General features: G+C 27.6%; 25 protein-coding genes. 4 read left to right on the top strand and 21 right to left on the bottom strand.

The genetic code is table 11. The features are described from left to right. Positions 1-214: 214 nt before the first annotated feature. Positions 215-748 carry a hypothetical protein gene (locus CNEONATNEC86_RS08005; RefSeq protein ID WP_159135825.1) on the top strand — a complete coding sequence of 178 codons (534 nt, stop codon included), beginning with the start codon at positions 215-217 and terminating at the stop codon, positions 746-748. Between the two features lie 408 nt (positions 749-1,156). Here CNEONATNEC86_RS08005 and CNEONATNEC86_RS08000 read toward each other — a convergent pair whose 3' ends face one another. After that, positions 1,157-3,163, bottom strand: coding sequence for an ATP-dependent helicase (locus CNEONATNEC86_RS08000; RefSeq protein WP_159136072.1), 2,007 nt, complete (start codon positions 3,161-3,163; stop codon positions 1,157-1,159). 255 nt (positions 3,164-3,418) lie between these two features. Here CNEONATNEC86_RS08000 and CNEONATNEC86_RS07995 point away from each other — a divergent pair, with 255 nt between their 5' ends. Further along, complete coding sequence (locus CNEONATNEC86_RS07995) at positions 3,419-4,903, top strand: nicotinate phosphoribosyltransferase (RefSeq protein ID WP_058294722.1); 1,485 nt, start codon at positions 3,419-3,421, stop codon at positions 4,901-4,903. A 62-nt stretch (positions 4,904-4,965) separates the two neighbouring features. Here the strand turns inward: CNEONATNEC86_RS07995 and CNEONATNEC86_RS07990 are convergent, their stop codons facing one another. Both CNEONATNEC86_RS07990 and CNEONATNEC86_RS07985 read right to left on the bottom strand, forming a co-directional pair. Further along, complete coding sequence (locus CNEONATNEC86_RS07990) at positions 4,966-5,190, bottom strand: hypothetical protein (protein ID WP_230132113.1); 225 nt, start codon at positions 5,188-5,190, stop codon at positions 4,966-4,968. 250 nt (positions 5,191-5,440) lie between these two features. Then, positions 5,441-5,773, bottom strand: a complete 333-nt coding sequence (locus CNEONATNEC86_RS07985; protein ID WP_058294720.1) for a hypothetical protein — start codon at positions 5,771-5,773, stop codon at positions 5,441-5,443. 404 nt (positions 5,774-6,177) lie between these two features. On the opposite strand from CNEONATNEC86_RS07985, the gene perR reads away from it, so the two are divergent. Together perR and CNEONATNEC86_RS07975 are read left to right on the top strand one after the other, a co-directional pair. Next, a complete protein-coding gene (perR, locus tag CNEONATNEC86_RS07980; protein ID WP_058294719.1) occupies positions 6,178-6,585 on the top strand; it encodes a transcriptional regulator PerR in 408 nt (135 codons plus the stop codon). Positions 6,586-6,699: 114 nt separating this feature from the next. Beyond that, the gene (locus CNEONATNEC86_RS07975) at positions 6,700-7,626 is read left to right on the top strand and encodes a hypothetical protein (protein WP_058294718.1); all 927 of its coding nucleotides are present in this window, start codon (positions 6,700-6,702) and stop codon (positions 7,624-7,626) included. Between the two features lie 198 nt (positions 7,627-7,824). On the opposite strand, the gene CNEONATNEC86_RS07970 is transcribed toward CNEONATNEC86_RS07975, so the two are convergent. The 18 genes from CNEONATNEC86_RS07970 to hisB all read right to left on the bottom strand — a co-directional run bounded on the left by CNEONATNEC86_RS07970 (position 7,825) and on the right by hisB (position 26,687). Next, complete coding sequence (locus CNEONATNEC86_RS07970; protein ID WP_058294717.1) at positions 7,825-8,421, bottom strand: hypothetical protein; 597 nt, start codon at positions 8,419-8,421, stop codon at positions 7,825-7,827. A 111-nt stretch (positions 8,422-8,532) separates the two neighbouring features. Beyond that, entirely contained in the window at positions 8,533-8,826 is a 294-nt protein-coding gene (locus CNEONATNEC86_RS07965) for a hypothetical protein (RefSeq protein WP_058294716.1), read from the bottom strand. Positions 8,827-8,861: 35 nt separating this feature from the next. Beyond that, positions 8,862-9,341 (bottom strand): hypothetical protein, encoded by a 480-nt coding sequence (locus CNEONATNEC86_RS07960; protein ID WP_058294715.1) that lies wholly within the window; start codon positions 9,339-9,341, stop codon positions 8,862-8,864. Between the two features lie 297 nt (positions 9,342-9,638). Beyond that, positions 9,639-10,235 (bottom strand): ribosome biogenesis GTP-binding protein YihA/YsxC, encoded by a 597-nt coding sequence (gene yihA, locus CNEONATNEC86_RS07955; RefSeq protein WP_058294714.1) that lies wholly within the window; start codon positions 10,233-10,235, stop codon positions 9,639-9,641. Continuing rightward, entirely contained in the window at positions 10,225-12,555 is a 2,331-nt protein-coding gene (gene lon, locus CNEONATNEC86_RS07950) for an endopeptidase La (RefSeq protein ID WP_159135824.1), read from the bottom strand. Before lon ends, yihA begins: the two co-directional genes overlap by 11 nt. Positions 12,556-12,773: 218 nt before the next feature. Further along, complete coding sequence (lonB, locus tag CNEONATNEC86_RS07945; RefSeq protein WP_058294712.1) at positions 12,774-14,441, bottom strand: ATP-dependent protease LonB; 1,668 nt, start codon at positions 14,439-14,441, stop codon at positions 12,774-12,776. Positions 14,442-14,669: 228 nt separating this feature from the next. Next, positions 14,670-15,959 carry an ATP-dependent Clp protease ATP-binding subunit ClpX gene (clpX, locus tag CNEONATNEC86_RS07940; RefSeq protein WP_058294711.1) on the bottom strand — a complete coding sequence of 430 codons (1,290 nt, stop codon included), beginning with the start codon at positions 15,957-15,959 and terminating at the stop codon, positions 14,670-14,672. A 33-nt stretch (positions 15,960-15,992) separates the two neighbouring features. Continuing rightward, positions 15,993-16,595, bottom strand: a complete 603-nt coding sequence (gene clpP, locus CNEONATNEC86_RS07935; protein WP_058294710.1) for an ATP-dependent Clp endopeptidase proteolytic subunit ClpP — start codon at positions 16,593-16,595, stop codon at positions 15,993-15,995. A 158-nt stretch (positions 16,596-16,753) separates the two neighbouring features. Further along, complete coding sequence (gene tig, locus CNEONATNEC86_RS07930; RefSeq protein WP_058294709.1) at positions 16,754-18,040, bottom strand: trigger factor; 1,287 nt, start codon at positions 18,038-18,040, stop codon at positions 16,754-16,756. A gap of 100 nt (positions 18,041-18,140) precedes the next feature. Continuing rightward, positions 18,141-18,953 (bottom strand): hypothetical protein, encoded by an 813-nt coding sequence (locus CNEONATNEC86_RS07925; RefSeq protein ID WP_159116016.1) that lies wholly within the window; start codon positions 18,951-18,953, stop codon positions 18,141-18,143. 103 nt (positions 18,954-19,056) lie between these two features. Then, positions 19,057-19,233, bottom strand: a complete 177-nt coding sequence (locus tag CNEONATNEC86_RS21235; RefSeq protein WP_200848512.1) for a hypothetical protein — start codon at positions 19,231-19,233, stop codon at positions 19,057-19,059. Between the two features lie 177 nt (positions 19,234-19,410). Beyond that, a complete protein-coding gene (locus tag CNEONATNEC86_RS07920) occupies positions 19,411-22,587 on the bottom strand; it encodes a tetratricopeptide repeat-containing diguanylate cyclase (protein ID WP_159135823.1) in 3,177 nt (1,058 codons plus the stop codon). Between the two features lie 158 nt (positions 22,588-22,745). Next, positions 22,746-23,075 carry a phosphoribosyl-ATP diphosphatase gene (gene hisE, locus CNEONATNEC86_RS07915; RefSeq protein ID WP_125148878.1) on the bottom strand — a complete coding sequence of 110 codons (330 nt, stop codon included), beginning with the start codon at positions 23,073-23,075 and terminating at the stop codon, positions 22,746-22,748. A 48-nt stretch (positions 23,076-23,123) separates the two neighbouring features. Continuing rightward, entirely contained in the window at positions 23,124-23,453 is a 330-nt protein-coding gene (gene hisI / locus CNEONATNEC86_RS07910; RefSeq protein ID WP_058294705.1) for a phosphoribosyl-AMP cyclohydrolase, read from the bottom strand. 419 nt (positions 23,454-23,872) lie between these two features. Further along, on the bottom strand, positions 23,873-24,634 hold the full coding sequence (gene hisF / locus CNEONATNEC86_RS07905; RefSeq protein WP_125148877.1) for an imidazole glycerol phosphate synthase subunit HisF: 762 nt from the start codon (positions 24,632-24,634) through the stop codon (positions 23,873-23,875). Positions 24,635-24,650: 16 nt separating this feature from the next. Next, a complete protein-coding gene (gene hisA, locus CNEONATNEC86_RS07900) occupies positions 24,651-25,373 on the bottom strand; it encodes a 1-(5-phosphoribosyl)-5-[(5-phosphoribosylamino)methylideneamino]imidazole-4-carboxamide isomerase (protein ID WP_058294703.1) in 723 nt (240 codons plus the stop codon). Continuing rightward, complete coding sequence (gene hisH, locus CNEONATNEC86_RS07895) at positions 25,370-25,990, bottom strand: imidazole glycerol phosphate synthase subunit HisH (protein ID WP_159135822.1); 621 nt, start codon at positions 25,988-25,990, stop codon at positions 25,370-25,372. Before hisH ends, hisA begins: the two co-directional genes overlap by 4 nt. A gap of 112 nt (positions 25,991-26,102) precedes the next feature. Next, on the bottom strand, positions 26,103-26,687 hold the full coding sequence (gene hisB / locus CNEONATNEC86_RS07890) for an imidazoleglycerol-phosphate dehydratase HisB (RefSeq protein WP_159135821.1): 585 nt from the start codon (positions 26,685-26,687) through the stop codon (positions 26,103-26,105). Between the last annotated feature and the right edge of the window lie 19 nt (positions 26,688-26,706).

The following is a 26,706-nucleotide window of genomic DNA, read 5'->3' as shown; positions in this document are numbered from 1 at the left end:
ATAATATATAAACCTTATTATAAATTATATATTATAAGACATTTACATACAATGATTTAGAAAATTACTTTAGTTTTTTTATCTATATTTAATGCAAAAATATAGTTACTTTTTATTTATTAAGAATTTATTATATTTTTCATAAAGCAATTTTAAATTGCTTTTATTTATTGTAAAATATTTATATAAAGCATTTGTTCAGGAGGTGTTGAAAATGTTTACCAAAATATCTAATATTGAATGGATTAATTATATTGAATCAAATAAAGATGATATTATATCATTTGACTATTCTACATTAAGAAAAGACATTCCTGATGGCTTAATTAAAGGTACTGCTAATTTTAAATTTTCTCGTAAAATGTTATTAGAAGGTTTGAAAAATTTAAAATCATATAAAAAAATAATCAATTCATCACCTGGAAAATATGAATTTATAAATGATAATATCTCCAGTGATAATACTTATAAAATACTCTATCTCCAAATTCATAACGTGTTAGCTAGAAATAAAAAAACTAAGCTTTTTAGCACAGAAACTTGGAAGTTACTTATAATATCTCATGATTTTTTAGTCAATCAGTATTACACTGCACGTGAAAGAGAATGTTTAGAAATGCTACTATATGATAATCCTATGCTTGATAAGGATTGTCTAATTGCATTATTTAATAGTATAAAGAATAGTTATGATGTAAGAAAGAATAATATCACACTTGAAGAAACAATAAAAAAACATCTATATTAACATAAATAAAAATAGGACAAATATTAGATTGTCCTATTTTTGTTTTACTAATTTTTTAGCTTCATCTAGTTTTTTCACATAATACTCATTACTTTTTAATGCTTCAACTGAAATATCTTCTACCTTCTTCAAAATATCACCTTACTTTACATTTTTATAATATGATATTTTATCATCATATAGATTGTTAAATCAATAGCAATATATTCTATATAAGCTTTCTTAATTTTAAATATACTTGCATTAATAAAATTTTAATTTTATTGACATAATACTGTAACACTAGATAGATAAAATAGTTCTTGTAAAGTTGTTACAGAACAATTTTATGTTTTCATTATTGTCCCTATAATAAATCAGTATTCAGAGTAACTTATATCCCCTAAATTAAGTTACTCTTTTAATTTTTTATACCTTATTAACTAATCCATTATCAACTAGTACCTTTAAAGAAAAACTTCTAACTTCTCCATCATCAAATCTTATAGTAGCCTTATCTTTTTCAAGTTCTTCAATAATTCCAGTTCCATAAGTTTTATGAGTTATTCTTCTTCCTATTTCATATCCATAAGTATCTACTGGCAAATCATTAAATCCACCTTCTATTATAAATCTCGAAATATCTTTAAACTGACCTTTTCTATTTCTTGGTGAGAATAAATAAAGCTCATCTATTGCACGGGTAATTCCAACATAGAATAATCTTCTCTCTTCTTCTATGTTTGTATCCTTGCTTGATGAATGTGGGATAGTATCTTCACAGCAGTTTATTATATAAACATTTTTAAATTCCATTCCTTTTACGCCATGAATTGTGCTTAATATAACCCCTTCCCTATCTTTTTTCTTTTTACTTTCCTCAATACTTTCTTTAACTTCATCTACATGTGCTAAAAATTCAAATATAGTTTTATAACCTTCCGCTGCTACTTTAAATTCTTCAATAATATCCTCTAGATCATCCAAACTCTGTCCAAATTTTTGTGAATATTCTCTTAAGTGGTCAATATATCCTAAATCCATAACAATATATGAAATAGCTGATGATAACGAAATTTTATTAAGATAATTTATATCTTTTCTAAGCTCATCTATTTTTTTCTTTTGAAATGGCGGCGTATCTTCTTTATCTATTATAATATCAAAAGGACTTTCTTCTTTAAAATAATTATTTAAATAGGCTATATTTGATTTACTCATATATCTAAATGGTTTATTTATTATTTGAATAAAACTCTTTTTATCAAAATTGTTTACACTTAACTTTAAGTAAGCTATTATATCTTTACATATAAAATGTTCAAAAAAATTATATTCACGATCCAATAAAGTAAATGGAATCCTTCTTCTTGTCAATACATCAATAGCATTCATAGATTCCATATTGGTTCTATATAAAATTGCATTTTTCTCATATGGTATTCCTAGCTTTTTATTTTCTTCTATAATATCAGCCAGCTTTTCAGCCTGCATTTTTTCATTATACGTATTAAACCATTTTATAATTCCTAACTCTTCTCTATTAAAATAAATTTCTTTATTATTTCTTGCTTTATTAAATTTTATTAATTTTTTAGAGCTTTCAACTATATTTTGCTTACTTCTATAATTAACTGATAAATAGTATTTCTTTGCATCGCCAAATATCTCATCAAAAGATACCATATATTCTGGCTTAGATCCCCTAAATGAATAAATGCATTGATCTTCATCCCCTACCGCAAAAAGAGAATTCTCATGGCCTTCATTTATTATTTTTAAAAATTCTATTTGCATCTCATCACAATCTTGAAACTCATCTACTAGTATATATTTAAATAATTTTTGGTATGCTGAGCATAGATTCTTATTGCTTTTCAAAAGTTCTAAGACTTTAATGCATAAATCATCAAAATCATACTTATTATTTTCTTTCTTATATCCTTCATATGTTTCTAAAATTTCCTCAAATATTTCTTTTGAAATAGAAGCTTTAAATTCATTTAACGGTAATCTTGATGTTTTATATAAGGAAATATTATTTATTGCTTCTTTTACTTTATCCTCACTTACTTCATCAAAATATTTATTCAAAATATTACTTACTATTTTATGTACAATACCTCCATCTATAATATCTATATTACCTCCTGTTTTTAAGAGCATCTTATAAAACAGTCCATGAAACGTTCCAAAGAATGGTGCTGTCGTTGTATTAAATTTATCAAAGTAACGTTTTTTCATATTTAATGCTGCAGCTTTAGTAAAAGTTATTACTATAATATTTTTATCCAATATATTTTTTTGTTTAACTAAATAATTAACTCTATTTATTATTACTGTTGTTTTTCCAGAACCCGGTGCTGCAACTATTAAAGCATTTTTTTCTTCTGCTTTTACAGAACTTTCTTGATATTCATCAAGATTATACCCCATCATCATTCCTCTTTTCTCTTTGAGTTTATCTATTATACATTAAATTATTAAAATTTATTTCCACTATTGCAATTAGCTATACTAAAATTCATTATATTCATTTATTTCACCTAGCCTTTAGCAACTCTATTGTAATGTAAGTGTTATAGTTGTACAATAGTTTTGTGTATTTTATATACAGATATAAATATTATGATTGCTAGAATAATGAGATTTAATTTTATGATTTCTTGTAATTTAAAAAGGAGCTTATTTATGAATAATTCAAAATTTGATGTAAAAAACGAAAGAAATTTAACAATGTTAGTTGATTTTTATGAATTAACAATGGGAAATGGTTATTATAATAAAGGTTTAAAAGATAAAATAGCTTACTTTGATATGTTCTTTAGAAGAGTTCCAGATGGCGGTGGATACTGCATAATGGCTGGTGTTGAACAATTAATTGAATACTTAAAGAGCCTTGAATTTACTGATGAGGATATAAATTATTTAAGAAATAAAAATCTTTTTTCAGAAGACTTTCTTGATTATTTAAAAGATTTTAAATTTAGCTGTGATGTCTGGGCTGTTCCAGAAGGATATCCTGTATTTCCAAATGAACCACTTGTAACAGTTAGAGGTCCTGTAATTCAAGCTCAATTTATTGAAACAATGATTCTTTTAACTATAAACCATCAAACTTTGATTGCTACTAAAGCCCATAGAATATGCAGAGCTGCAGAAGGTCGTCCTGTAATGGAATTTGGATCAAGACGTGCTCAAGGATATGATGGTGCTATTTATGGAGCAAGAGCTGCCATAATAGGTGGATGTAATTCAACTGCATGTACATTATCTGACAGAATGTTTAATATTCCTGCAGTTGGTACAATGGCTCATAGCTGGGTTCAGCTATTTGATACTGAATATGAAGCATTTAAAACATGGTCAGAAATTTATCCTGATGAGTGTGTACTTCTTATTGATACATATAACGTAATAAAATCTGGTTTACCTAATGCAATAAAAGTATTTGACGAAGTATTAAAGCCTCTTGGAAAAAGACCTAAGGGAATTAGGATTGATTCAGGAGATATAACTTATTTAACAAAAAAATGTAGATCTATTCTTGATGAAGCTGGATATGAAGATTGTAAAATTATAATTTCTAACTCTCTTGATGAACACATAATAAAAGATGTCCTAGATCAAGGCGCATGCATAGATTCATTTGGTGTTGGTGAAAGATTAATAACAGCTAAATCAGAACCTGTTTTCGGCGGAGTTTATAAACTAGTTGCATTAGATGAAGCTAACGAAATAGTACCAAAGATTAAAATAAGTGAAAATGATGAGAAAATAACTAATCCAGGATTTAAAAAGATTGTGAGAATTTTCGACAAAAAATCAAATAAAGCTCTTGCCGATTTAATTGCATTAAGAGATGAAAAAATTGATGAAAATAAGCCACTAACTCTATTTAACCCTATTCATACTTGGAAGAGAAAGACATTAAAAAATTACTACATTAAAGATCTCCAAGTACAAATATTCGAGCAAGGCAAATGTGTTTATGAATCTCCTAGTGTATTAGACATAAAAGAATTTTCTAAAAAAGAAACTGACAGATTATGGTCAGAAGTTTTAAGATTTGAAAATCCTCATACTTATTATGTCGATTTATCTCAAAATTTATGGACATTAAAACAATCATTGCTTCATAAATATACAAGTACATTTGAAAATCAAGAAGAATAAATATTAGTATAAAAAAGCCTCTCTGAAACCACATAACAGAGAGGTTTTTTTAATTAAGTTCTTTAATATCCTACTTTTAAATTTCTTTCATCTTCATATATGGATATGTTCATGAAATCATATTCGTTTTTCATTATTCCTTTTATATCAATATTATTATCAAATGAACATTCACAGAAAATACAGCGTTCATCAGAATCCATATTTGAATTCTTATTAATCATCGGACATTCTGAATTGCATTCTACTTTTTCCTTTTGTGTAGACCAAAATGGACATTTTCTCATATACCCCACCCTTTTCATTTATTCATGTGAAAATTATGGTTACATTATATTACATTTGTTTATATTTGTAAAGGTTTCATATCAAATTTTACTAAATCTTTTATATTTTTTAATAATTATTTAATTTTTTACATAAAATAATTTTTATCACCTAGAATCTAATTATAAAAAATTTATCTAATCAAATATACTCAAATATAATATTATATACATGTCCATAAAAGGTAGAGTTCTTGAATATTTTAAATAATCACTTTTTCGATTCACCATTATTTTTTACTACTGATATATTTATTATTTCATTTTGAAAAGCTCTTAACAATGCTTTTTCTAGGACTTTTTCTTTATCAAAGTTTTCTATATCTCTACATTCTGAAAATACCTTGTTTTTTTCACCTTTAAAATTCTTATAAGTTAATGTTATATATGGCTTATCATACTCTACATTAAGTATCTTTATTCCCCATGAAATCTTAGCAAAATCCCCCTCAACAGATAGTTTTGTTAATTCTTTTAGCCTTTTATTATCCTTACTAGGATCATTAACTATTATTAATTCATCTCCGACTTTATATTTACTCATTAAAAACGCCTCCCAATATAAATTTTAGGTATAAACTAAAGTTGATTGCAATTTATAATACCGCATATAATAAGAAAAAAATAAATTATGACAATGAACCTTTTTCTTATTATATATATATTATATTTCATTTTTTCTGTTTTGTTAATAAATTAACAACTTTTAAATAAAATTTTTAAGGTTATTTGTGAAAAATCTTATCTAGTATCTAATACATTTTTATATATTTTACAATATTTTATAAATAATAATAATGCAATATATTAATAAATAGTTATTATTATTTAATATTTTAATAAATAATAATAACTATTTATTAATATAACTAATTATTTTTATTGACTATACTTATATATTTATATTATAATTTATTATATAAATATAATTATAGTGAGGTGATGAGAATGGATACTATAGCTTCTATTTTCAAAGAAAAAAAGCTAAAATTGACCCCACAAAGACTTTCTGTATATAAGTATCTAATTGGTACCAATTCACACCCATCTGCAGATAAAATATATACAGATATGCATGAGCAATACCCAACTATGAGCTTAGCTACAGTCTATAAGTCTTTGAAAACACTAGCTGATGTTGGTTTAATACAAGAAATAAATGTTGGTGAAGGCAACTTTAGATATGATGCAAATGTACATCCACATCCACATTTACAATGTTTAGGATGTAGTAAAGTTGAAGATTTTAAAAATTTATCTCTTGATAATCTTAATGAATTAGCCGAAACCAATAGTGATTATAAAATAATGTCAAATCAAGTTTATTTTTATGGATACTGCAAGGAGTGCCAATAATATCTTTATAGGGACTATAACTTTAGTAAAATTTATTTATTGAAGCTATAGTTCTTTTCTTTTTACTTCTATGTATCACATATATCATCATATAATTTAATGAGGTGATACATAATGAAAATACTAATTATTAAAAAGAAATTTGCTATTAATATAATTTTTACTTTATTTTTAATTATTTTATCTATAGTAATATTTACTCTTACATCAGAAAAATTTGAAACAACGCAAACCATTTATCCATTAGATATAAATGAAAATTCTAAGTATGATTTAACTGGTGATGGAAAAGAAGATACACTTCAAATGATAAATGGACAAAATAAAATTGATTACAATATAAAATCTTATGGAGATGATTATTTTCTTTCAAAAAAAGTTCCTGATAAACTACTCTTTACCACTAATAATCATTGGAAACCAACTGTATTCATTCATGATTTATCAAGAGATAAAATACCTGAAATACTTCTTCAGGGCTCAAAAAATAACAAAAGCATTTCTTATTTATTTCATTGGAATGGAGAAGATTTTTCTCTAGTTACATCAACTGAAAAAAACATTTTAGGCATACTTGATTCTAAGAACAGTAAAACTCCACAACTTTACTCAATTGATTCTAAAAATGGTATATCTTCATTAGAAAGTTCCATGGTTATTAATAATGATATACTAAATACTTCCAAAGATAACAATAATATTCCTAGCCTTGATAGTGTAATTAAATTTATAAATCTAGTTGAATATAATTATGTTGTTGATGAGTTACCCGATATATTCACGAGTGGAATTAATAGTAACGAATTATCTTTATTATGGAACTTGGATAAAGATAATTATTCATATGCATTTCAAAATGCATTCTTTTATGATTATAAATGGGATGCCAATGGCGATCCAACTAATATAAAATGGAGGCTATCTTTTGAAAAAAATGCTTTAAAGGGAAGTGAAGGCAATAAAGATGAGATTATAATTTTTCTTGATGTAAAAAAAGATTCTTCTTTGTATAAGATAACTAGCATAAAAAAATCAAAATAATTAATAATAAATAAGGCCGCAAAATGCGGCCTAAAAGGGGGATGGGGGGGTTGCTTAATTAAATAAGCTGTAAATTATACTTCTTATTTAAATTCAGCATGTAGGAGAGTACTTTCTCCGTTACATTAATAGTATTGACAATTTCTTTATTTATATACATTAAAAAATATTTTTATTTATATATTAATTTATTTTATATTAAATATCGTTAAATCCTCCATTCATGTATAATTCTATCATTTTATCTATAAGCTTTACTCTTTCTGGGTGAACACAATTTCTTAGATGATGCAAAAACTCTAAATTTTCATCATCTCTATTATTGCTTTTATCCCTATGTTTCTTACTACTTCTCTTTCCCGATTCCTTTTTTTCAGTTGTCATAGCACTCATATCCTCAATATCTTCTTCATTTTCAGCACCGTTTTCCATATCCATATCATTAATATTATCTAAACTTCCTACTTCATTCATCATATTAATATTATTCATACCATTTCCACTACCTGCTGGATTCATATTACCGATTCCATTATTATTTCCAAAATTTAATCCTGCCATCTTAGCTAATGGTTCCAAGTTTCCCAAATTAAAACCATTAGTATTCATTGAAGATAACATATTTCCTATATTCCTCATATCAACATTTCCGCCAAGCAATCCCATTAATTGAAAAGGATCTATTCCAAAAGGATTATTATTCATATTATTTATATTATTCATATTGTTATTATTATTCATATTATTTCTATTCTCTGGTGAAGGTTCCCGATTCCTATGTTTATGTTTAGCCATTAAAAATCCTCCCATTTATAACTTACCTATTTCTAGTATATGCATATGTACTTAAAAGTGTTATAAAATTGGATATTTTTTTGGAGGACCATCGGTCCTCCACCTATTATTTTAGCAGCAACAGCTATTTCCTGCTCCATTGCATCCTGCATTAAAGAAGCATCCACCAAATAATATAAATAGTAAGATAATTAAATAAGATGAACCACAATTTAATAATCCTGATCCACAAGCTATTAATAAGAATATAATTGGTGCTAAACCGCCACCACCACAGCCGCCTAATAATCCTCCAGTTCCTCCATAGGAGTTGTTGTTATTACAACAGCAAGGTGTTTCACAGCAGCAGCTATCACACATTTTCTCACAGCAGCAGTCATTACATTTTCTCTTCTTTTTAGACATATTTATCTCTCCTTCCTAAAAATTCAGAATATTAATTAAGCTAAACCTGTACCTGCAAAATTACCTAATCCACCGCATCCGCCGCCGAAGCCGCCGAAGCCGCCAAAACTACCATTGCAAAGGAATAAGATTACTAATAAGAATAAATAAGCACTACAGTTTCCTAATAATCCACCGCCCCACCATGAGCCATTATTATTGTTATATCCTGAGTTGTTATTACAGCAGCAGCAGTCTTTCTTACAGCATGAGTCACATGAGTTACAGCAGCAATTATTGTTTCTATTATTGTTGTATCCTCCACCTAGAAACCCATTTCCACATCCACAATAGAATAATATTAATAAAATCCAAATCCAAGCATTAAATCCGCATCCACCGCCTATTACAGGTGGAAATCCTGTGTTAGCATTATTAGTGCTTCCGCTAAAGCAGCAACAATCACTAGTTGAAGTTGATTCACTTGAAGTATCATCGCATGAATTTAAACCATTTAGGATATCATTCATCTCCATATTTGTTCCTCCTTGGAAATATTTTTGTTTTTATACTATATACTATTCTTCAGCTGATTTTTTGACACATTTTTTTATTTTTTTAATAGCTTATTGTTTTTAGTACATAGCCTAATATTATAGTATTATTTTCTGTCTTTTTAGTTCTTATCTGATATGAAAAAAGCAAAAAAATTTTCAGCATTTTTATATGACGAATTATCGAGCTAAGTGTTGCAATTAGCTTGACATTTTCTCATATAATAAAAAGACTGAGATTTTAAAATCTCAGTCTTTTCCTTTAATTCCTCAATGTATTTAGTCTATATTTGTTGCATATTCTAAGAAAAGATTATCAATTAAAGTTTCAGTTCCTTTCTTTGTTAAAGAAGAAAAGAAGTACAACTTATCTTCTACTCTTAACTTTAATGTATCTCTAATTACTTTTTCATTCTTTTTAAATTCAGAATTTTTAAGTTTATCACTTTTTGTAGCTACAACTACACAATCATATCCAAAATGCTTTATCCAATCATACATCATTATATCATCTTCAGTAGGTTTATGTCTTGAATCCACCAATAATACAATTCTTTTTAACTGCTCTCTATCGCTTAGATAAGTCTCTATAACTTTTCCCCATGATTCTTTCTCACTTTTTGAAACTTTCGCATATCCATATCCAGGTAAATCAACCAAATAAAAATCATTATTGATTAAAAAGAAATTTACTAATCTTGTTTTTCCAGGAGTTTGACTAACTTTTGCTAATTTCTTTCTATTAGTTAGCGAATTTATTATTGAGCTTTTACCTACATTTGATCTTCCAACAAAAGCTATTTCATTTCTATTATCTTCTGGATATTGACTTCTTTTTACTGCTGAGGTTATAAATTCTGATTGTTTAATTCTCATTATTATCCTCTCCAATTAATGCATTATTTAATACCTCATTTACTTCTTCTGCAGGTATGATGTTTAAGCTGCTTCTAATTGAATGTGGTATCTTATCTATATCTTTCTCATTTTCTTTAGGAATTATTATTGTATCTAAGCCAGCTCTATAAGCTGCTAATGATTTTTCCTTTAATCCACCAATAGGGAGAACTCTTCCCGTTAATGTAACTTCACCTGTCATAGCAACATTATGTCTAACCTTCTTACCTGACAATGCAGATACAAGTGCAGTTACCATAGTAACCCCAGCTGATGGCCCATCTTTTGGAACAGCTCCTTCTGGAGCATGAATGTGTATATCTTTATCTTTATAGAAATTATCTTTTATTCCAAATTTATTAGCATTTGCTCTCACATAGCTATATGCTGTTTTAGCTGATTCCTGCATTACTTCTCCAAGCTTCCCAGTTAGTTCAAGCTTTCCATTTCCAGACATAACCATTGCTTCTATAGGCAATGTATCTCCACCATAAGCAGTCCATGCCATTCCATTTACAACTCCAATTTTATCTAACTTATCAATCTTATCAAAGTCAAACAATCTTTTTCCTAATAGCTCTTCAACTTTTTTCTTATTTATAGATATTTTTTCTTTATTTGATTTTAATATTTCAGCTAATGCTTTTCTTATAAGTGAACTTAGCTTTCTTTCAAGTCCACGCACACCTGATTCTCTAGTATATCCTTCAATAACTTCTTTTATTGCAGAATCCTTAATATCAATTAACTTTCTATCTATATCTAAATCATCTAGAATTTTATTTATTAGATGGTTTTTAGCAATATTAAATTTTTCTTCATATGTGTATCCTGTTACTTCGATTACTTCCATTCTATCTAAAAGCGGCCTTGGTATAGTATCTAATGTATTAGCTGTTGCTATAAACATAGCTCTTGATAAATTCATAGGTATTTCTAGGTACGAATCTCTAAAATCCTTATTTTGTTCATTATCCAATATTTCTAATAATGCATCAGAAGGATCACCTTTATAGTCAGAGTTTATTTTATCTATTTCATCAAATAAAATTAATGGATTCATTGTTTTTGACTCTTTTAATGCATAAGCTATTCTTCCTGGAATAGCTCCAACATAAGTTTTTCTATGCCCTCTAATTTCCGCTTCGTCTCTCATTCCGCCAAGAGATATTCTTGAATATTTTCTGTTAATAGCTTTTGCTATTGATCTTGCTATAGATGTCTTACCTACTCCTGGAGGACCAACAAGACATAATATAGGTCCTTTTTGAGATTTACTAAATTTCTTTACGGCTAAGTATTCTATAACTCTATCTTTAACATCATCTAATCCATAATGTTCATTATCTAAGACCTCTCTTGCTTTAACAACATCTATAGATTCTTTACTATATTTTCCCCATGGAATATCAAGCACCCAGTCAAGGTATGTTCTTATAACATTAGCTTCTGATGAAGATGAGCTCATATTTTTAAGTCTTAAAAGTTCATTGCTTAGCTTTTCCTTACCTTCTTTTGTAAGCTTACTCTTATCAATTCTTTCTTTATATTTTTCTAGCTGATTTTGTTCTGTTTCATCTTCTCCAAGTTCCTCTTGAATTGCTTTCAATTGCTCTCTTAGATAATATTCTTTTTGTTCTTTACTGACTTTATTTTTAACTTTTCCTTCAAGCTTCTTTTGAAGCGCTGCTATAGATATTTCTATCTTTAGTCTTTCCAGTATCTTTTCAATTCTAGTCTTTATATCTAAAATTTCAAGAATTTCCTGTTTAACTTTTTCATCAGTAAGAGCATATGAAGCTATCATATCAACAAATTCTTCTGGCTTTTCTAAAGGTTCAATTGCTTTCAATGCTTCTAAATAGCTTTCATTAGTAAGCTTTACAAGCTTTATAAATTCTTTATCTAAATACTTTATATAAGCTTCTAATTTTTCATCTTTAACTATTTCTACATTTATTTCCTCTACAGAAACTTTAATATAATCTTTCTCTTCATCTATATATTCAGTAATCTTACCTCTTACTTTTCCCTCTACAAGAACTCTTATAGAATTATCATTCATTTTGAGTATTTGTTTTATTTTACATATAGTTCCTATAGTATATATATCATCTTTACTTGGATCTTCAATGGCTGAATCTTTTTGTGCTGCAAGAAATACTTCCTGCTCTTCTAACATGGCTTGTTCAATAGCCGCTATTGATTTTTCTCTTCCAACATCAAAATGTACTACTACACTAGGAAAAACAGTTAACCCTCTTAGAGGAATTAAAGGAATTGTATATAACTTTTTCATCTTACTATTTCCCCCCATTCATTATTTCCTTAATTATTCGGACCTATCTAGTATACACATATTAATAACTTTTTTCAATAATACCAAAGAATAAAAACTTACTATTTTAGTATGATTTTTCAATATGCGTGTCTATGGCGTTTTTTAGCATTTATTTCTAATAAGAGGTTAGTTTATAAAATAAACTAACCTCTTATTTATATTTTACTACAATATTATTAATTCTCCAAATTATTATTGCCTTCTGCAAGTAATATTTCTCTATTAACAGTATTTAAATCTTCTTTTAGCGAATACCTAATAACATCTGTAAAATATGATACTGGAATTATTTCAATATCACCAATGTCATGTAATGATTCATCATAATTTTCTTTTGGAATTATTACTCTTTTTACACCAGCTTTTAATGCAGCAGATATCTTAGCTTTTACTCCTCCAATTGCTTTAACTGATCCTAATATTCCTATTTCTCCTGTCATTGCAACAAATCTATCAACTTTTGATCTTGTTATTGCACTATATATTGCTGTTGCAATACTTATTCCAGCTGATGGTCCATCTATAGGCATTCCGCCTGAAATATTTACATGAATATCATACTTTTCAGTACACAATCCAAATAAGTTATCTAATACAGTAAGAACATTTTGGACAGATGAATATGCTGTACTTTTCATTTTTATCTTTTTATTATTATTTGTTATTTCTTCTTCTTCAACAATACCTGTTATTTTTATTTCTCCTCTTCTATTTTTAACCTCTTTTACACTAACCTCAAGAGGCATTAAAATACCAATATTAGCCCCATATACAGCTAACCCATTAACAACACCTACTTTAGAGTTATTTGGAATGCTATTACATACTATTTTATTGTATTGGCCATTTTCTAATACCCACTTTACATCAACCAATTGTATTTCCTGCCTATCTTCATTTATAGCCACACCTGATGCAAGTTGAATTAAATTTATTACTTCTCTTCCATTAGTGCAGTATTTACTTACTTCTCTTACACCTTCGTCACTTATATTTAATCCAACTTTTTTTACAGAATTTATAGCAATCTTTTCTATTTCTTCTGGAAGTAATGCTCTAAAAAATATTTCTACACACCTTGATCTAATAGCAGGTATTATTTCTTCTGGCGATCTTGTTGTTGCACCTATTAATCTAAAATCAGCTGGTAATCCATTATCAAATACTTCTTTTATGTATTTGGGCATATTAGGATCATCAGCATTATAGTATGCACTGTCTAAAAAGACTTTTCTATCTTCTAGAACTTTTAGTAGCTTATTTAATTCAATTGGATGTAGTTCACCTATTTCATCAAGAAATAATACGCCTCCATGTGCCTTTGTCACAGCTCCTGGCTTTGGTTGAGGTATCCCAGCAACACCAAGTGAACCTGCACCTTGATAAATAGGATCATGTACTGATCCTATTAACGGATCCGCTATACCCCTTTCATCAAATCGTAGTGTTGTTGCATCTATCTCAATAAACTTTGATGTAGCTGTAAAAGGTGATACTTTATTCTTTTTTGCTTCTTCTAATACCAATCTAGCGGCAGCGGTTTTCCCCACTCCTGGAGGCCCATATATTATAACATGCTGAGGATTTGGCCCACAAAGTGCAGCTTTTAATGCTTTAATACCTTTTTCTTGACCTATTACTTCATCAAAACTGGTTGGTCTGCTTTTTTCTGTAAGCGGTTCAGTTAATTTTATTTTTCTCATTTTATTTAAATTATCTAATTCTTTATTCTTACTATCAATATATGTAGATGTTTTGTTCACCTTAGGTTTACTTGAGTTATTTATTACACATATCATTACTATAATAAGAACAAATTGAAAAATTAATACTACTTCATTCATTATTGCTTAAGTATACTTTTTAAGCATACTTTTCCTCCCTTCCAAAAATCATCTTGAAAGTAGTATGTGTATATATATTGATAAATATTCCTTAAATTATATATAATTCTATGAAGGTATAATTTTTCTTTTATATTTTTTCAAATGATTAAATAGAATTCTACAACAATGTAATTTACCAAATAATAAAATCTCCAAAGATTAATAAAATCTTTGGAGATTAAAAAACTAAGCAGTTTCAACTTCTTTTTTTGATCTTGGCTTAACTAATGAAGGTCTAGTTTTACCTTCTTCTAGTCTTTCTATTTCTGGTTCCTTTTTATCTTTAATAGCTTCTTTATTTATTGTAACTTTAGTTATCGTTTTATCAGAAGGTATCTCATACATTATCTCATTCATTATATCTTCAATTATAGCTCTTAACCCTCTGGCACCTGTTTGCCTGCTGATAGCTTCAGCTGCAATAGCTTCTAAAGATTCATCATTAAACTCAAGCTTAACATCATCAAGTTCAAACAACTTTTTGTATTGCTTAACAAGAGCGTTCTTAGGCTTAGTTAATATTTCAATTAATGCAGCTTTATCTAATGATTCCAATGTTACAAGTATTGGAAGTCTTCCAACAAATTCAGGAATCAATCCAAATTTCAATAAATCAGCTGGCATAATTTCTTTTAAAAGACTTCCAACATCTTTTTCATGTTTACCTTGGATTTCTGCACCAAATCCCATAGAACTTTTTCTTGTTCTATTTTCGATTATTTTATCTACTCCATCAAATGCACCACCACAAATAAATAATATATTAGATGTATTTATTTGAATGAATTCTTGATGAGGATGCTTTCTTCCGCCTTGAGGTGGAACAGATGCAACAGTACCTTCTAGTATTTTTAATAAAGCTTGTTGTACACCTTCTCCAGATACATCTCTTGTTATAGATGGATTTTCAGATTTTCTTGCAATCTTATCTATTTCATCTATATATATTATTCCTCTTTCAGCTTTTTCAACATCATAATCTGCACTTTGAATTAATTTTAAAAGTATATTTTCAACATCTTCTCCAACATAACCTGCTTCAGTTAAAGTTGTAGCATCTGCAATTGCAAATGGTACATTTAAAAATTTAGCTAATGTTTGAGCTAGTAATGTTTTACCTGAACCTGTTGGACCAAGTAATAAAATATTACTTTTTGATAATTCTACATCACCATCATCTTTATTAGTATTTATTCTCTTATAATGATTATAAACAGCTACTGCTAAAGATTTTTTAGCTCTATCTTGACCTACTACATAAGAATCTAAGTATTCCTTAATCTCATATGGTTTTGGTAAACTCTTTGGATCAAAGTCCGGAGCTTCTTGGAATTCATCTGCTATTATTTCTGAACATAAATCAATACATTCATCACAGATGTATACTCCTGGTCCTGCTATTAACCTTTTTACTTGTTCTTGTGTCTTACCACAAAAAGAACATTTTAGTTGTTTTTTATCGTCATATTTAGCCATAAACTCACCTCACTTAATCTAAGTAATGAAATACTAATCTTCCTTCTTTTCTACTTTATGACTAGTTATAATCTCATCTATTAATCCATATTCCTTTGCTTCATCAGCACTCATGAAATTATCTCTTTCAACATCAGCATTTATTACTTCTAAAGGCTTACCAGTATTTTCACTATATATTTTGTTTAATTTTTCTTTCATTTTTATAATTCTCTTAGCATGTATTTCAAAATCAGTTGCTTGACCTTGGAATCCACCTAATGGTTGATGTATCATAACTTCCGCATTTGGAGTAGCATATCTTTTCCCTTTAGCTCCACTCATAAGAAGGAATGATCCCATTGATGCAGCCATACCAATACATATAGTTGATACGTCACACTTTATATATTGCATAGTATCATATATTGCCATCCCTGCTGTGATTGATCCACCCGGACTGTTTATATATAAATATATATCTTTATCAGGATCTTCACTTTCTAAAAATAATAGCTGTGCCACAATTAAGTTAGCGCTATCATCATTTACTTCTCCACTTAACATTATTATTCTTTCTTTTAATAATCTTGAAAAAATATCGTAAGAACGTTCACCTCTGCTGGTTTGTTCTACTACCATAGGTACTAAACTCATTTAAATCCTCCCTTTTTTCACCTCAATAATTTTAAATTCATTTTACTTATAATTATATAGGTTTTTAGTTTATTTGTTAATGCTTATTTGAAATAATTGCCAGAAAAATTTTTCTGGCAATTATTAAAGCATTTTTCTATTTTAATGTATACTACTTACTATTTACAAGCATCTTTAATGAATTTTAAAGTGTTTTCAATAACAAGATCTTTTTCTATCATAGGTTTTTGAGCTTTAACTAAAATGTCTGCCATTTTTTCTGGATCTTTTGGTCCATACATTTTACCAAGTTCTAATGCTCTTTCTTTAACTTCTTCATCTGTTGCCTTTATTTCTTCAGCATTTGCTATAGCTTCAAGAACTAAATCAGCTTTAACTTTTCTTTCAGCATTTTCTTTCATAAAATCTCTCATTTTATCAACAGTGTTACCTGTGAATTCCATGTATTGATCTAAACTTAAACCTTGATATTTTAATCTTCCTTCTAAGTCTTTCATCATAGCATCAATTTCTTTTGAAATCATAGCTTCTGGAACATCCATCTTTGAGTTTTCAATTATTGCTGTTATTACAGCTTCTTCAAATTCTCTTTCAGCTTTATCATTATTGCTCTTTTCTAAGTTTTTCTTTATGTTTTCTTTTAATTCAGCTAAGCTTTCAACAGCTGATACATCTTTAGCAAATTCATCATCTAATTCTGGTAATTCTTTAACTTTTATTCCTTTAACTTCAACTTCGAATTTTGCTGGCTTTCCGTTTAATTCATCTCTTCCATAGTTTTCTGGGAAGCTAACATTAACATCTTTCTTATCTCCAACTTTTAAACCTATAAGTTGATCTTCAAAGTTATCTATGAAAGTACCTGAACCTATTTCTAAAGAATAATCATTTCCTTCTCCACCGTCAAATGCAACATCATCTATAAATCCTTTGAAATCTATAACTGCTATGTCACCTTTTTCTATAGTAGCTCCTTCAGCTTTTTCTTCAACTCTTGCATTCTTTTCTCTCATGTCATTTATTTGTTTTTCAACTTCAGCTTCTTCAACTTCATAAACTGGTTTCTTTATATCTAAACCTTTATATTCACCTAATTCGATTTCAGGATAAACAGTAACTGTTGCAGTGTAAACAAACTCTTTTCCTTCACCTAATTCCACTATATCTATCTTTGGATAATCTACTGGTCTTATATTCTCAGTAGTTAAAGCTTCTCCATATGATTCATCAATTGCAAAGTTAATAGCATCATCATAGAATACTTCTACTCCATAGAACTTTTTAACCATTGCCATTGGAACTTTACCTTTTCTAAACCCTGGTATATTATATCTTGTTTTATTCTTATTATATGCTTTTGTTAATGCTGCGTTAAATTTTTCTGCTTCCACAGTTATTTCTAACTTTACAACATTTGTTTCTATTTTTTCCACTTTAGCTTTCATTTTATTCTTTCCTCCTAAAATAGTATGCATCTAATTTAACTAGGTTATTATACCATAAACCTTTAAATTTTATCAAATAATTTATTTTTCCTCTATATAATTAGTGATTATAATTTCCATCTTTATCTATATAATATGTTACCCCATCTACATCAACTTGTAAACCAAGTTCGTTCATTGTAGAAATTTGAATACTATTAGCTGCTAAATCCCAAAGTACTGTATCTGCGCCAGATTGAATATCAGTTATCCAAAGATATTGCTTTAAAACATTATTCCCGAAATAAGGTCTATTAGTTATAAAGATTATTTTTTCATCACTTATAAATTTTCCACCATAATTCCATAAATAATTAGGATTATTAGCAAGAGTGTCTTCTTTTCTAAAAACACTTCCTCTAGTTGATGTATACTCATTTTTTGAAACAATCGAACTGCTTCCATCAATACTATATACAATCATATCTCCATTTACATCATTAATTAATACTTGTTTTTTAGATGGACTTATATCATAACTAACATTTTCGTCTAAATCTTTCACTTCTGTAAATGTACTTTCTTCATTTGAGTCTTTAGAATATACTGCTTTTGCAACATTCCCACTGCTAAGTGGAATATCTATAGTCTGTTCTACTGGTTCCTTGGGTGTTTCAGCAATTTCTTCTTTATTTACACTTTCCTCATTTTCTTTATTCTCGTCTTGTGCCTGTTCTTTATTATCTAATGTATCACTATCTATCCAAGCTTGAAGATCCTGTTTTACTTTTGAAAAATCAATTGGATTGTAAACAAATTTAACAGCTATAGCAGATACTATTAAAATCATCACTAGAGAGAAAATAATTATGTTACGTTTTCTTTTCTTCATTTTCTTTTCATATTCTCTGCTAAAAATACTTGGCTTACCCAAAAAACTTCCCTCCAAATCACATATTTTTTACTCAAACAAATTCATTATATCTTATTATTATTGTTAAATCTACAGCATTAATATATATTTTTTACAACAACTACTATTTTTTATCACAAGAACTGCATTTAACTTTACTGCAACTGCATCCTGAGCAGCCCCCACACTTTATCAAACCTTCCTCTCTTAATTCTTCTATTGATAAAGAACATATATTTTCTGAATAATCTTCATAATCGACAGAATCTTTTAGTAAGTCTTCTTTTTTTATTTCAATCATAAATCTATTCCTTTCTTCTTATTATTAATTAACTAAAACAAATCATTTAATACACTTTATATAAAATATTGCTTTAAATTCTAAAATTACTCTTACAAATAAAAAAGCTATATTGATTTATTATTATAATACATCAATATAACTTTTTATACATTATACTTTATAAAATTGTAATAATTATTTAAAAACTATATACCTGCCTTTACCAGAATTTTTAGCTTTGTACAAACATTTATCAGCTTCTTCAATTAATTTATTATAATTTGTAGAAGAATTTAATTTTCTGTAGGATATTCCCATTGAACATGATAATAATTTTTCTTTTGGAATATTTATATTTTTATTTAAAAGTGCTTTTATATTATCCTCGTATCCTCTACATCGTTTTATTTCTTCATATAACTTTTCTGCTAACACTTCTCCATCTCCAAATTCTGCTTGTTCCAGTAATACTATAAATTCATCTCCACCATATCTAATAACATCTACACTCTTTAATTCTTCACATATAGAACTTAATGAATTAGCAAAAAAACTCAAAATATAATCACCTATAGAGTGTCCAAATGTATCATTATAATATTTAAAATTATCCAAATCAATATATAATAAACAAGCATTTATATTTTTCTTACCATTATTTTTCACAAGTGTAGATAATTTATCAAAGAAATAACACCTATTATTTAGACCAGTAAGTGCATCTTTTAATGCACTTTCCATTAATTTTTCCTGCCATTTTATTTTTTGAAGTGTTTCATTAAATTCTTTTATAGATATATTTATTATTCCTAAATTAGAACTATCTAATATTATATTATTTCTTATAGGATCATCTCCAAACTTAGTTGCACATATAAATATTAATTTTAAATTCTCATCTTTTATAATAGGCACATAAATTAATGAACGAACCTTTTCATTTATAGTTCTCTCAATCCAATTACTTAAGTCAATATCATCGCTTGTTACAAATGGTGACGTATATTCAGTTATTATAGCATTTAATTCTTTTATATAATTATCACTTAAAATTTCTCTATCAGTCGTATAAAGTATTTCTGTGGTTTCTCCTTCATAAAAAATCAATAATGAATAGTCAATAGAAAATTTATTTTCTATCAGAGTCATTGAATTATTTATAATGGTATTCTTATCATCTATTGATGTTAAAATTTCTTGAAAGCTATTTATGAAATGTATTTCTTCAACTTTATCATTAAGAGAATTAATTGTAGCTTCTTGTTTAGCTGCTTCAATAATCCAACTTAAGTCTTTTAAATCACTCTCAAAAGTATAATTATTGTTTACTGTAACTCCATCAATTAGATTTATATAGTAATTTATATTATGTTCTTTACAATATTTTATTGCTTCTTTCCTTACAGAGTCTGCATTATTATTTTCTTCAGATATTTCCAATATTCTAAAATATTCATACATAAACTTAGGATACATACATTTTAATGAACCTTTAGCTTTTATTAAATTCTTATATGATTTTCTAAATAGTTTTAGAGCTTCGTCTAAATCTCCTCGCTTTTTGGCTAATAGAGCTTCAGTAAAATTCTTAAGAAAATATTCTTCATCATCTTCATAAAATCTATTACTAATATCTACAGTTTGAATTTTAGATAAAAACGAATAACTTTTATATAGATTTCCTAAATAGCAATGATTTAATGCTGCTATTCCATATATTCTACTAACAGTAGTAAGTCTTAATCTTCCTAGCTTTAATGTCTTAATTACATTTAGAAGTATCTCTAATTGTTTGTTTGCTGTCTCATAATCGCATACAAATAGTGAAGTAAGACTTTTATTTATTAAAGCCATGCAGATTTCATCAAAATTCCATTCAAGTCTTAAATAACTTAATGATTTATTATAGTAATCATTTGCCTTTATATAATCGCCTTCAATTAAGCAATAATAACCCATTCCATTATATGTCTGTGCCAATCTAAAATTGTCATGCATATCAATAAGTATTTTTTCTACTTTCTTGTAGTATTCCTGGCTAATATCATGATCTCCATTAACTGCATATACTAGTGCAGTTTTTAAATCAGCTGATAAAATACAATTTATATTCTTTAATTTTTCTGCTAATTCAAGCCCTTCCATATAATAGTCTTCTCTTTGATCTTTAGGTCCAACAAAAGATATAAGATTAAAATTATGTGTCAAAAAATATGCAAGTATATTTCTTTGGTTATATTTTCTTGCCAATTTAATAAATTCTTCATCAAAATTTAGTTCTTCTATGGTTGTCCTATACTTTCCTTTTTCATTAATCCAGAATAATAGTTCATAAGATTTTAGTTTAAAATAATCATTATTAATTTCAACAGCTAATTTATAACTATTTTTCGCAAGGGTTTCTGCCTCATTAAACTTTAAGCGTACTATATTTAACATAGACAATTTTTGAAGTGCCAATGTTTTTAATCGTTTATCGTTTACATCAATTGCAAAATTTAGTAACAAATCATAATACTTATAACTATTTCCATAATCTTTTTTTATTAAATATATATCACCCAATCTTAGTAGTACTCGTTTTAATTCATAAATATCATTTGAATCAATCATACTCTTATATTTTCTACAAAAGCATATTAAAGCTTCATCTATTGCAAAAAAGTTATACAAATTCTCACCATGAATAATTAGATCTTTTTCTACTTTTTTAGGCTTTTTATTATCTCCGTTGCTTTTTTCTTTAATACTAAGTCGTAATAATGAATGCTTTGCTTCTATAGAATCAATTAGATTTTCAAATTCATCTTGATAATCACAATCAAAATACTTGTCATCTGAAAAAGTTAATATAATTTTAAAATTATATTCTTCATTATTCATCACTATATATTTTAGCCAATTGAGAGTTGAGAGTGACATATAATTTATGTTTTCTAATAAAATAAATACATTGTCTCCAAATTTATTTATAATATTCATCAATGATTCATAAATTTTATTTTTTTCATACTCATAATCAAAAAATATTAATTCTTCATCTCTTTCAGCTTTTCCACATTTTAAATAACTTAAAAATAATGATTTATGCAGCGGATAAATATTAATATCTTCTAAAAATTTTTCTACTTCAATATTTGCTATATTAATTTCTTCCTCTATGAAAGTTAAAAACGGAAAATACGGTTCTAATTCTCCATTATTATGTTTTTCTAAAACTCTATAAAAACATTTTTTTCCTAGATTTATTAAGGTTTTATTTATATCTCCTAATGATAAATTTTTAGTATCTTTAATTAAAATAACCTTATTATCTTTTTCATTAATTGCAGTAACCAAAATAGATAATAAATTCTTTGATATACTTTCCATACTAAAACACCTCTCACTTTAAGAAAAAGTGTATTTCTTATATAATATAATTAATATTCTTATCAATTATATTATATCATCAAATATATTATTCTTACATAAAGAATACAATAAAATAAAGCCTATTAAAATAATAGACTTTAAATAATCTGTAATTATTAAACATTTGTTATTTCTTTTCTTTCGCCTTTAAAATTATTTATCTTTTCTCTTCTTTTGCCTAATTCCACCTTGATTTCATCCATAGATATTCCTAGTTCAGCCATTAATACAAGTAAATGATATGCTAAATCACATATTTCACATATCTGTTCTTCCTTATTATCATTTTTACTGGCAATAACAACTTCTGTACATTCTTCACCAACTTTTTTTAATATCTTATCTAGACCTTTTTCAAATAAATAATTTGTATATGATCCTTCACTACAATTATTTTTTCTATCTAAAACAACTTTATATAAAGCTTCTAAATCTTCCTTTTCCATAATCTTCTCCTTATATTTTAAGAATTATTTTTTTGCTCTTTAATATACTTATAAATCTCTATAGAAACATGTTTTATTTCCGGTATGACATGCAGCTCCAACTTGTTCAACTAAAATTAAGATTGTGTCATTATCACAATCTATTTTAATTTCTTTAACATATTGAAAATGTCCTGATGTAGCGCCTTTATTCCATAATTCATTTCTACTTCTGCTATAAAACCACGTTGTATCACCTTCTAATGTTTTTTTTAAACTTTCTTTATTCATATATGCAAGCATTAAAACTTCTTTGGTTTTATGATCTTGTACAATTGTTGGAACAAGACCATTTCCTTTTTCGAAATTAACGTTTTCTAATCTTTCTAAAATTTCCATATGCGTACTCCTCTCTTATAAATAGAGAAATTCAGAATATATTTATTAGTAAAATATCTAATACCATAATAAAATAAGAAAAGTTCCTTATTTTAAGATAACTACTCTTTTTATTTAAGATCCGTATTGCAGCATAGCTGCACTTTTTATATGTGCATACTCTTAAGCAGAGAGCCCAAATCTTGCATTTGGTGCGAATCGCTTACACCTACAAATGAATATGAGTAGGTGTTTCATTAAAAATTTTCTTCTAACCCGCATAAAATAAGCAAATTCTTAAGAATATATATTCTTAAATTCTTAAATTCTTAAATTCTTAAATTCTTAAATTCTTAAATTCTGGCTATTTTTTCATTCTTCAAATATTTACGTAATAAATTTTTTTTATAAGAATCCCTTTTAATCCGCATAAAATTAATTTATCTTCTTACTGATATATTACGTTCACTCAAATAATTTTTTACTTCATCAACTGTCAATTCTCCATAGTGGAAAAGTGATGCTGCAAGTGCTGCATCTGCTATATTAGTTTTAAAGACATCATAAAAATCTTCTAGACATCCACATCCACCTGATGCAATAACAGGAACATTTGTTATATCACTTACAGCTTTAGTAAGTTCTAAATCAAATCCTTTTTTAGTTCCATCTGCATCCATAGATGTTAAAAGAATTTCTCCTGCACCAAGCTTTGTTGCTTCTTCAATCCACTTTAACAAATCAATTCCTGTATCTATCCTTCCTCCATTTATAACGACATTCCAGCCTGTATTATCTGCTCTCTTCTTAGCATCAGCAGCTAAAACTATACATTGATTTCCAAAATAGAATGCACCTTCTTTAATAAGATTTTTATCTCTTACAGCTGCTGAATTTAAACTTACTTTATCAGCTCCAGCCCTTAATATGGCTTTTATATCTTCTATAGTTTTTAATCCACCACCTACAGTAAACGGAATAAATATCTTTTCTGCTACGCTTTCAACTACCTTTTCCATTATCCCACGTTTCTCATGAGTTGCTGTTATATCTAAAAAAACCAACTCATCTGCACCTTGTTTATTATAGTATTCAGCTAATGCCACTGGATCTCCAACATCAACTAATCCTTCAAAATTTATTCCTTTAACAACTCTTCCTTCTTTAACATCAAGACAAGGTATTATTCTTTTAGTATGCATATAAATTCCCCCTTTACTATCTGTTTTCTTTTGATATTCTTATTGCCTCTTCTAATGATAATGTTTCAGCATATATTGCTTTACCAGTTATAGCCCCATATAAATCAATTTCCATTAACTCTTTAATATTATCTAAATCCCGAACGCCTCCAGACGCTGTAATATCAATATCAACAGTTGATTTTAACTTCTTAAGCATTTCAACATTAGCCCCTTGTAATGTTCCATCTTTGCTTATATCTGTTACTATAATATTTTTGACACCTATATTCTCCATTTTTTTAGCGAAATCTAAATAATCTAAATTACTTCCTTCAAGCCAGCCTCTACCATAAACTTTACCATCCTTGCAATCTATACCAACAGCTATTTTTTCACCATATGTATCTACTGCAGTTTTAAGTAAATTTTCATCTTCTATTGCTATTGTCCCTAAAATAACTCTAGAGACACCATTTTCAAGCAGGTGCTTAATTGTATCCAACGATCTTATTCCGCCACCCAATTCTACTGGAATATTAAGTTCTTTAGCAATCCTTATTACTAATTCATGATTTTCATTGCCACCACTTTTTGCTCCATCTAAATCTACTAAATGTATATAGTCGGCTCCTACTCTTTCAAATGATTTAGCTGTCTCAAATATATCATCTGCAACTATTTCTTTCTTATTATAATCTCCTTGATATAATCTAACTGGCTTTCCATCAATAATATCAATAGCTGGTAAAATTATCATTTAATCAACTCCCCAAAATTTCTTAAAATATTAACGCCAACATCTCCACTCTTTTCTGGATGGAATTGTGCACCAATTACATTTTTGCATCTAACAACACCCGGAATTTTATTTGATCCATATTCACTATATGCCACCAAATCATCTTCATCATAATCTTGAGCATAAAACGAATGTACATAATATACATATTTTCCTTCGTCTATACCTTTAAATAATTCATCCTCTTTATTGTAGATAAGATTATTCCAGCCTATATGTGGTATTTTTATATTATTAACCTTGTCTTCATTCATCCTAACTATATTTCCTTTTATAAGCCCCAAACCTTTTTTTTCTACACCTTCATATCCTTTATCAAATAAAAGCTGCATACCTAAGCATATTCCAAGAAGTGGTTTTCCTTTCTTTACTTCTGCTTTTATCATCTTATCCAAGCCAAGCTTCTCTATAGTTTCCATAGCATCCGGAAAAGCTCCAACACCCGGCAATATAAGTGCATCTGCATTGTTTATGTCTTCTTCTTTAGATGAAATCTTATTTTCAAGTCCTAGAAAATTCAAAGCATTTCTAACACTTTTTAAATTTCCCATGCCATAATCTATAATAACTATCATATATACACCCCATTTTACAATTCACATTTCACAATTCAAAATGCACAATTATTCAAACTCATTAATGATTTCATCATTAATTGTGAATTGTGCATTATGAATTGTACATTGCTTAAAGTTTTCCTTTAGTTGATGGTAGTCCATTCTCAGGATTAATTAATTTTGCTTCTTTAATTGCTCTTCCTAAAGCTTTAAATAATGCTTCTATTTTATGATGATCATTTTCGCCATAAATCACTTTTAAATGCAAAGTTACACCAGCATTAAATGCAAATGCTCTAAAAAATTCTCCAACCATTTCTGTAGCCATTTCCCCAACTTTTTCTCTTTTAAAATCACAGTCAAATACTAAATAAGGTCTATTACTTATATCAATTGAAGCTAAAGCTAATGTTTCATCCATTGGGATATAAAATGTTCCATATCTATTTATCCCATTCTTATCTCCAATGGATTTTTTAAATGCTTCACCTAAAGCAATACCAACATCTTCTACAGTGTGGTGATCACATACATTTAAGTCACCTTTAGCTTTTATATTTAAATCCATTTTCCCATGAAATGCAAATAGAGTCAGCATATGATCAAAAAAACCAACTCCAGTATCAATTTCGCTATTGCCCTCGCCATCCAGTTCCAGTTCTAATGTTATATTAGTTTCTTTTGTATTTCTATCTATTTTAGAATATCTAGACATCTACTCACCCCTTAATTTA

Origin of the sequence: Clostridium neonatale, from assembly GCF_900465025.1 — a bacterium.
GTDB classification, from domain to species: domain Bacteria; phylum Bacillota; class Clostridia; order Clostridiales; family Clostridiaceae; genus Clostridium; species Clostridium neonatale.
The sequence above is the reverse complement of the archived record's forward strand: the minus strand, read 5'-3'. Positions and strand labels throughout refer to the sequence as shown.

Bases quoted from the DNA above. Each gene is read 5' to 3' on its own strand.
- CNEONATNEC86_RS08005 (WP_159135825.1), top strand. From the start codon at position 215: ATGTTTACCAAAATATCTAATATTGAATGGATTAATTATATTGAATCA.
- CNEONATNEC86_RS08000 (WP_159136072.1), bottom strand. From the start codon at position 3,163: ATGGGGTATAATCTTGATGAATATCAAGAAAGTTCTGTAAAAGCAGAA.
- CNEONATNEC86_RS07995 (WP_058294722.1), top strand. From the start codon at position 3,419: ATGAATAATTCAAAATTTGATGTAAAAAACGAAAGAAATTTAACAATG.
- CNEONATNEC86_RS07990 (WP_230132113.1), bottom strand. From the start codon at position 5,190: ATGAGAAAATGTCCATTTTGGTCTACACAAAAGGAAAAAGTAGAATGC.
- CNEONATNEC86_RS07985 (WP_058294720.1), bottom strand. From the start codon at position 5,773: ATGAGTAAATATAAAGTCGGAGATGAATTAATAATAGTTAATGATCCT.
- perR (WP_058294719.1), top strand. From the start codon at position 6,178: ATGGATACTATAGCTTCTATTTTCAAAGAAAAAAAGCTAAAATTGACC.
- CNEONATNEC86_RS07975 (WP_058294718.1), top strand. From the start codon at position 6,700: ATGAAAATACTAATTATTAAAAAGAAATTTGCTATTAATATAATTTTT.
- CNEONATNEC86_RS07970 (WP_058294717.1), bottom strand. From the start codon at position 8,421: ATGGCTAAACATAAACATAGGAATCGGGAACCTTCACCAGAGAATAGA.
- CNEONATNEC86_RS07965 (WP_058294716.1), bottom strand. From the start codon at position 8,826: ATGTCTAAAAAGAAGAGAAAATGTAATGACTGCTGCTGTGAGAAAATG.
- CNEONATNEC86_RS07960 (WP_058294715.1), bottom strand. From the start codon at position 9,341: ATGGAGATGAATGATATCCTAAATGGTTTAAATTCATGCGATGATACT.
- yihA (WP_058294714.1), bottom strand. From the start codon at position 10,235: ATGAGAATTAAACAATCAGAATTTATAACCTCAGCAGTAAAAAGAAGT.
- lon (WP_159135824.1), bottom strand. From the start codon at position 12,555: ATGAAAAAGTTATATACAATTCCTTTAATTCCTCTAAGAGGGTTAACT.
- lonB (WP_058294712.1), bottom strand. From the start codon at position 14,441: ATGAATGAAGTAGTATTAATTTTTCAATTTGTTCTTATTATAGTAATG.
- clpX (WP_058294711.1), bottom strand. From the start codon at position 15,959: ATGGCTAAATATGACGATAAAAAACAACTAAAATGTTCTTTTTGTGGT.
- clpP (WP_058294710.1), bottom strand. From the start codon at position 16,595: ATGAGTTTAGTACCTATGGTAGTAGAACAAACCAGCAGAGGTGAACGT.
- tig (WP_058294709.1), bottom strand. From the start codon at position 18,040: ATGAAAGCTAAAGTGGAAAAAATAGAAACAAATGTTGTAAAGTTAGAA.
- CNEONATNEC86_RS21235 (WP_200848512.1), bottom strand. From the start codon at position 19,233: ATGATTGAAATAAAAAAAGAAGACTTACTAAAAGATTCTGTCGATTAT.
- CNEONATNEC86_RS07920 (WP_159135823.1), bottom strand. From the start codon at position 22,587: ATGGAAAGTATATCAAAGAATTTATTATCTATTTTGGTTACTGCAATT.
- hisE (WP_125148878.1), bottom strand. From the start codon at position 23,075: ATGGAAAAGGAAGATTTAGAAGCTTTATATAAAGTTGTTTTAGATAGA.
- hisI (WP_058294705.1), bottom strand. From the start codon at position 23,453: ATGGAAATTTTAGAAAGATTAGAAAACGTTAATTTCGAAAAAGGAAAT.
- hisF (WP_125148877.1), bottom strand. From the start codon at position 24,634: ATGCATACTAAAAGAATAATACCTTGTCTTGATGTTAAAGAAGGAAGA.
- hisA (WP_058294703.1), bottom strand. From the start codon at position 25,373: ATGATAATTTTACCAGCTATTGATATTATTGATGGAAAGCCAGTTAGA.
- hisH (WP_159135822.1), bottom strand. From the start codon at position 25,990: ATGATAGTTATTATAGATTATGGCATGGGAAATTTAAAAAGTGTTAGA.
- hisB (WP_159135821.1), bottom strand. From the start codon at position 26,687: ATGTCTAGATATTCTAAAATAGATAGAAATACAAAAGAAACTAATATA.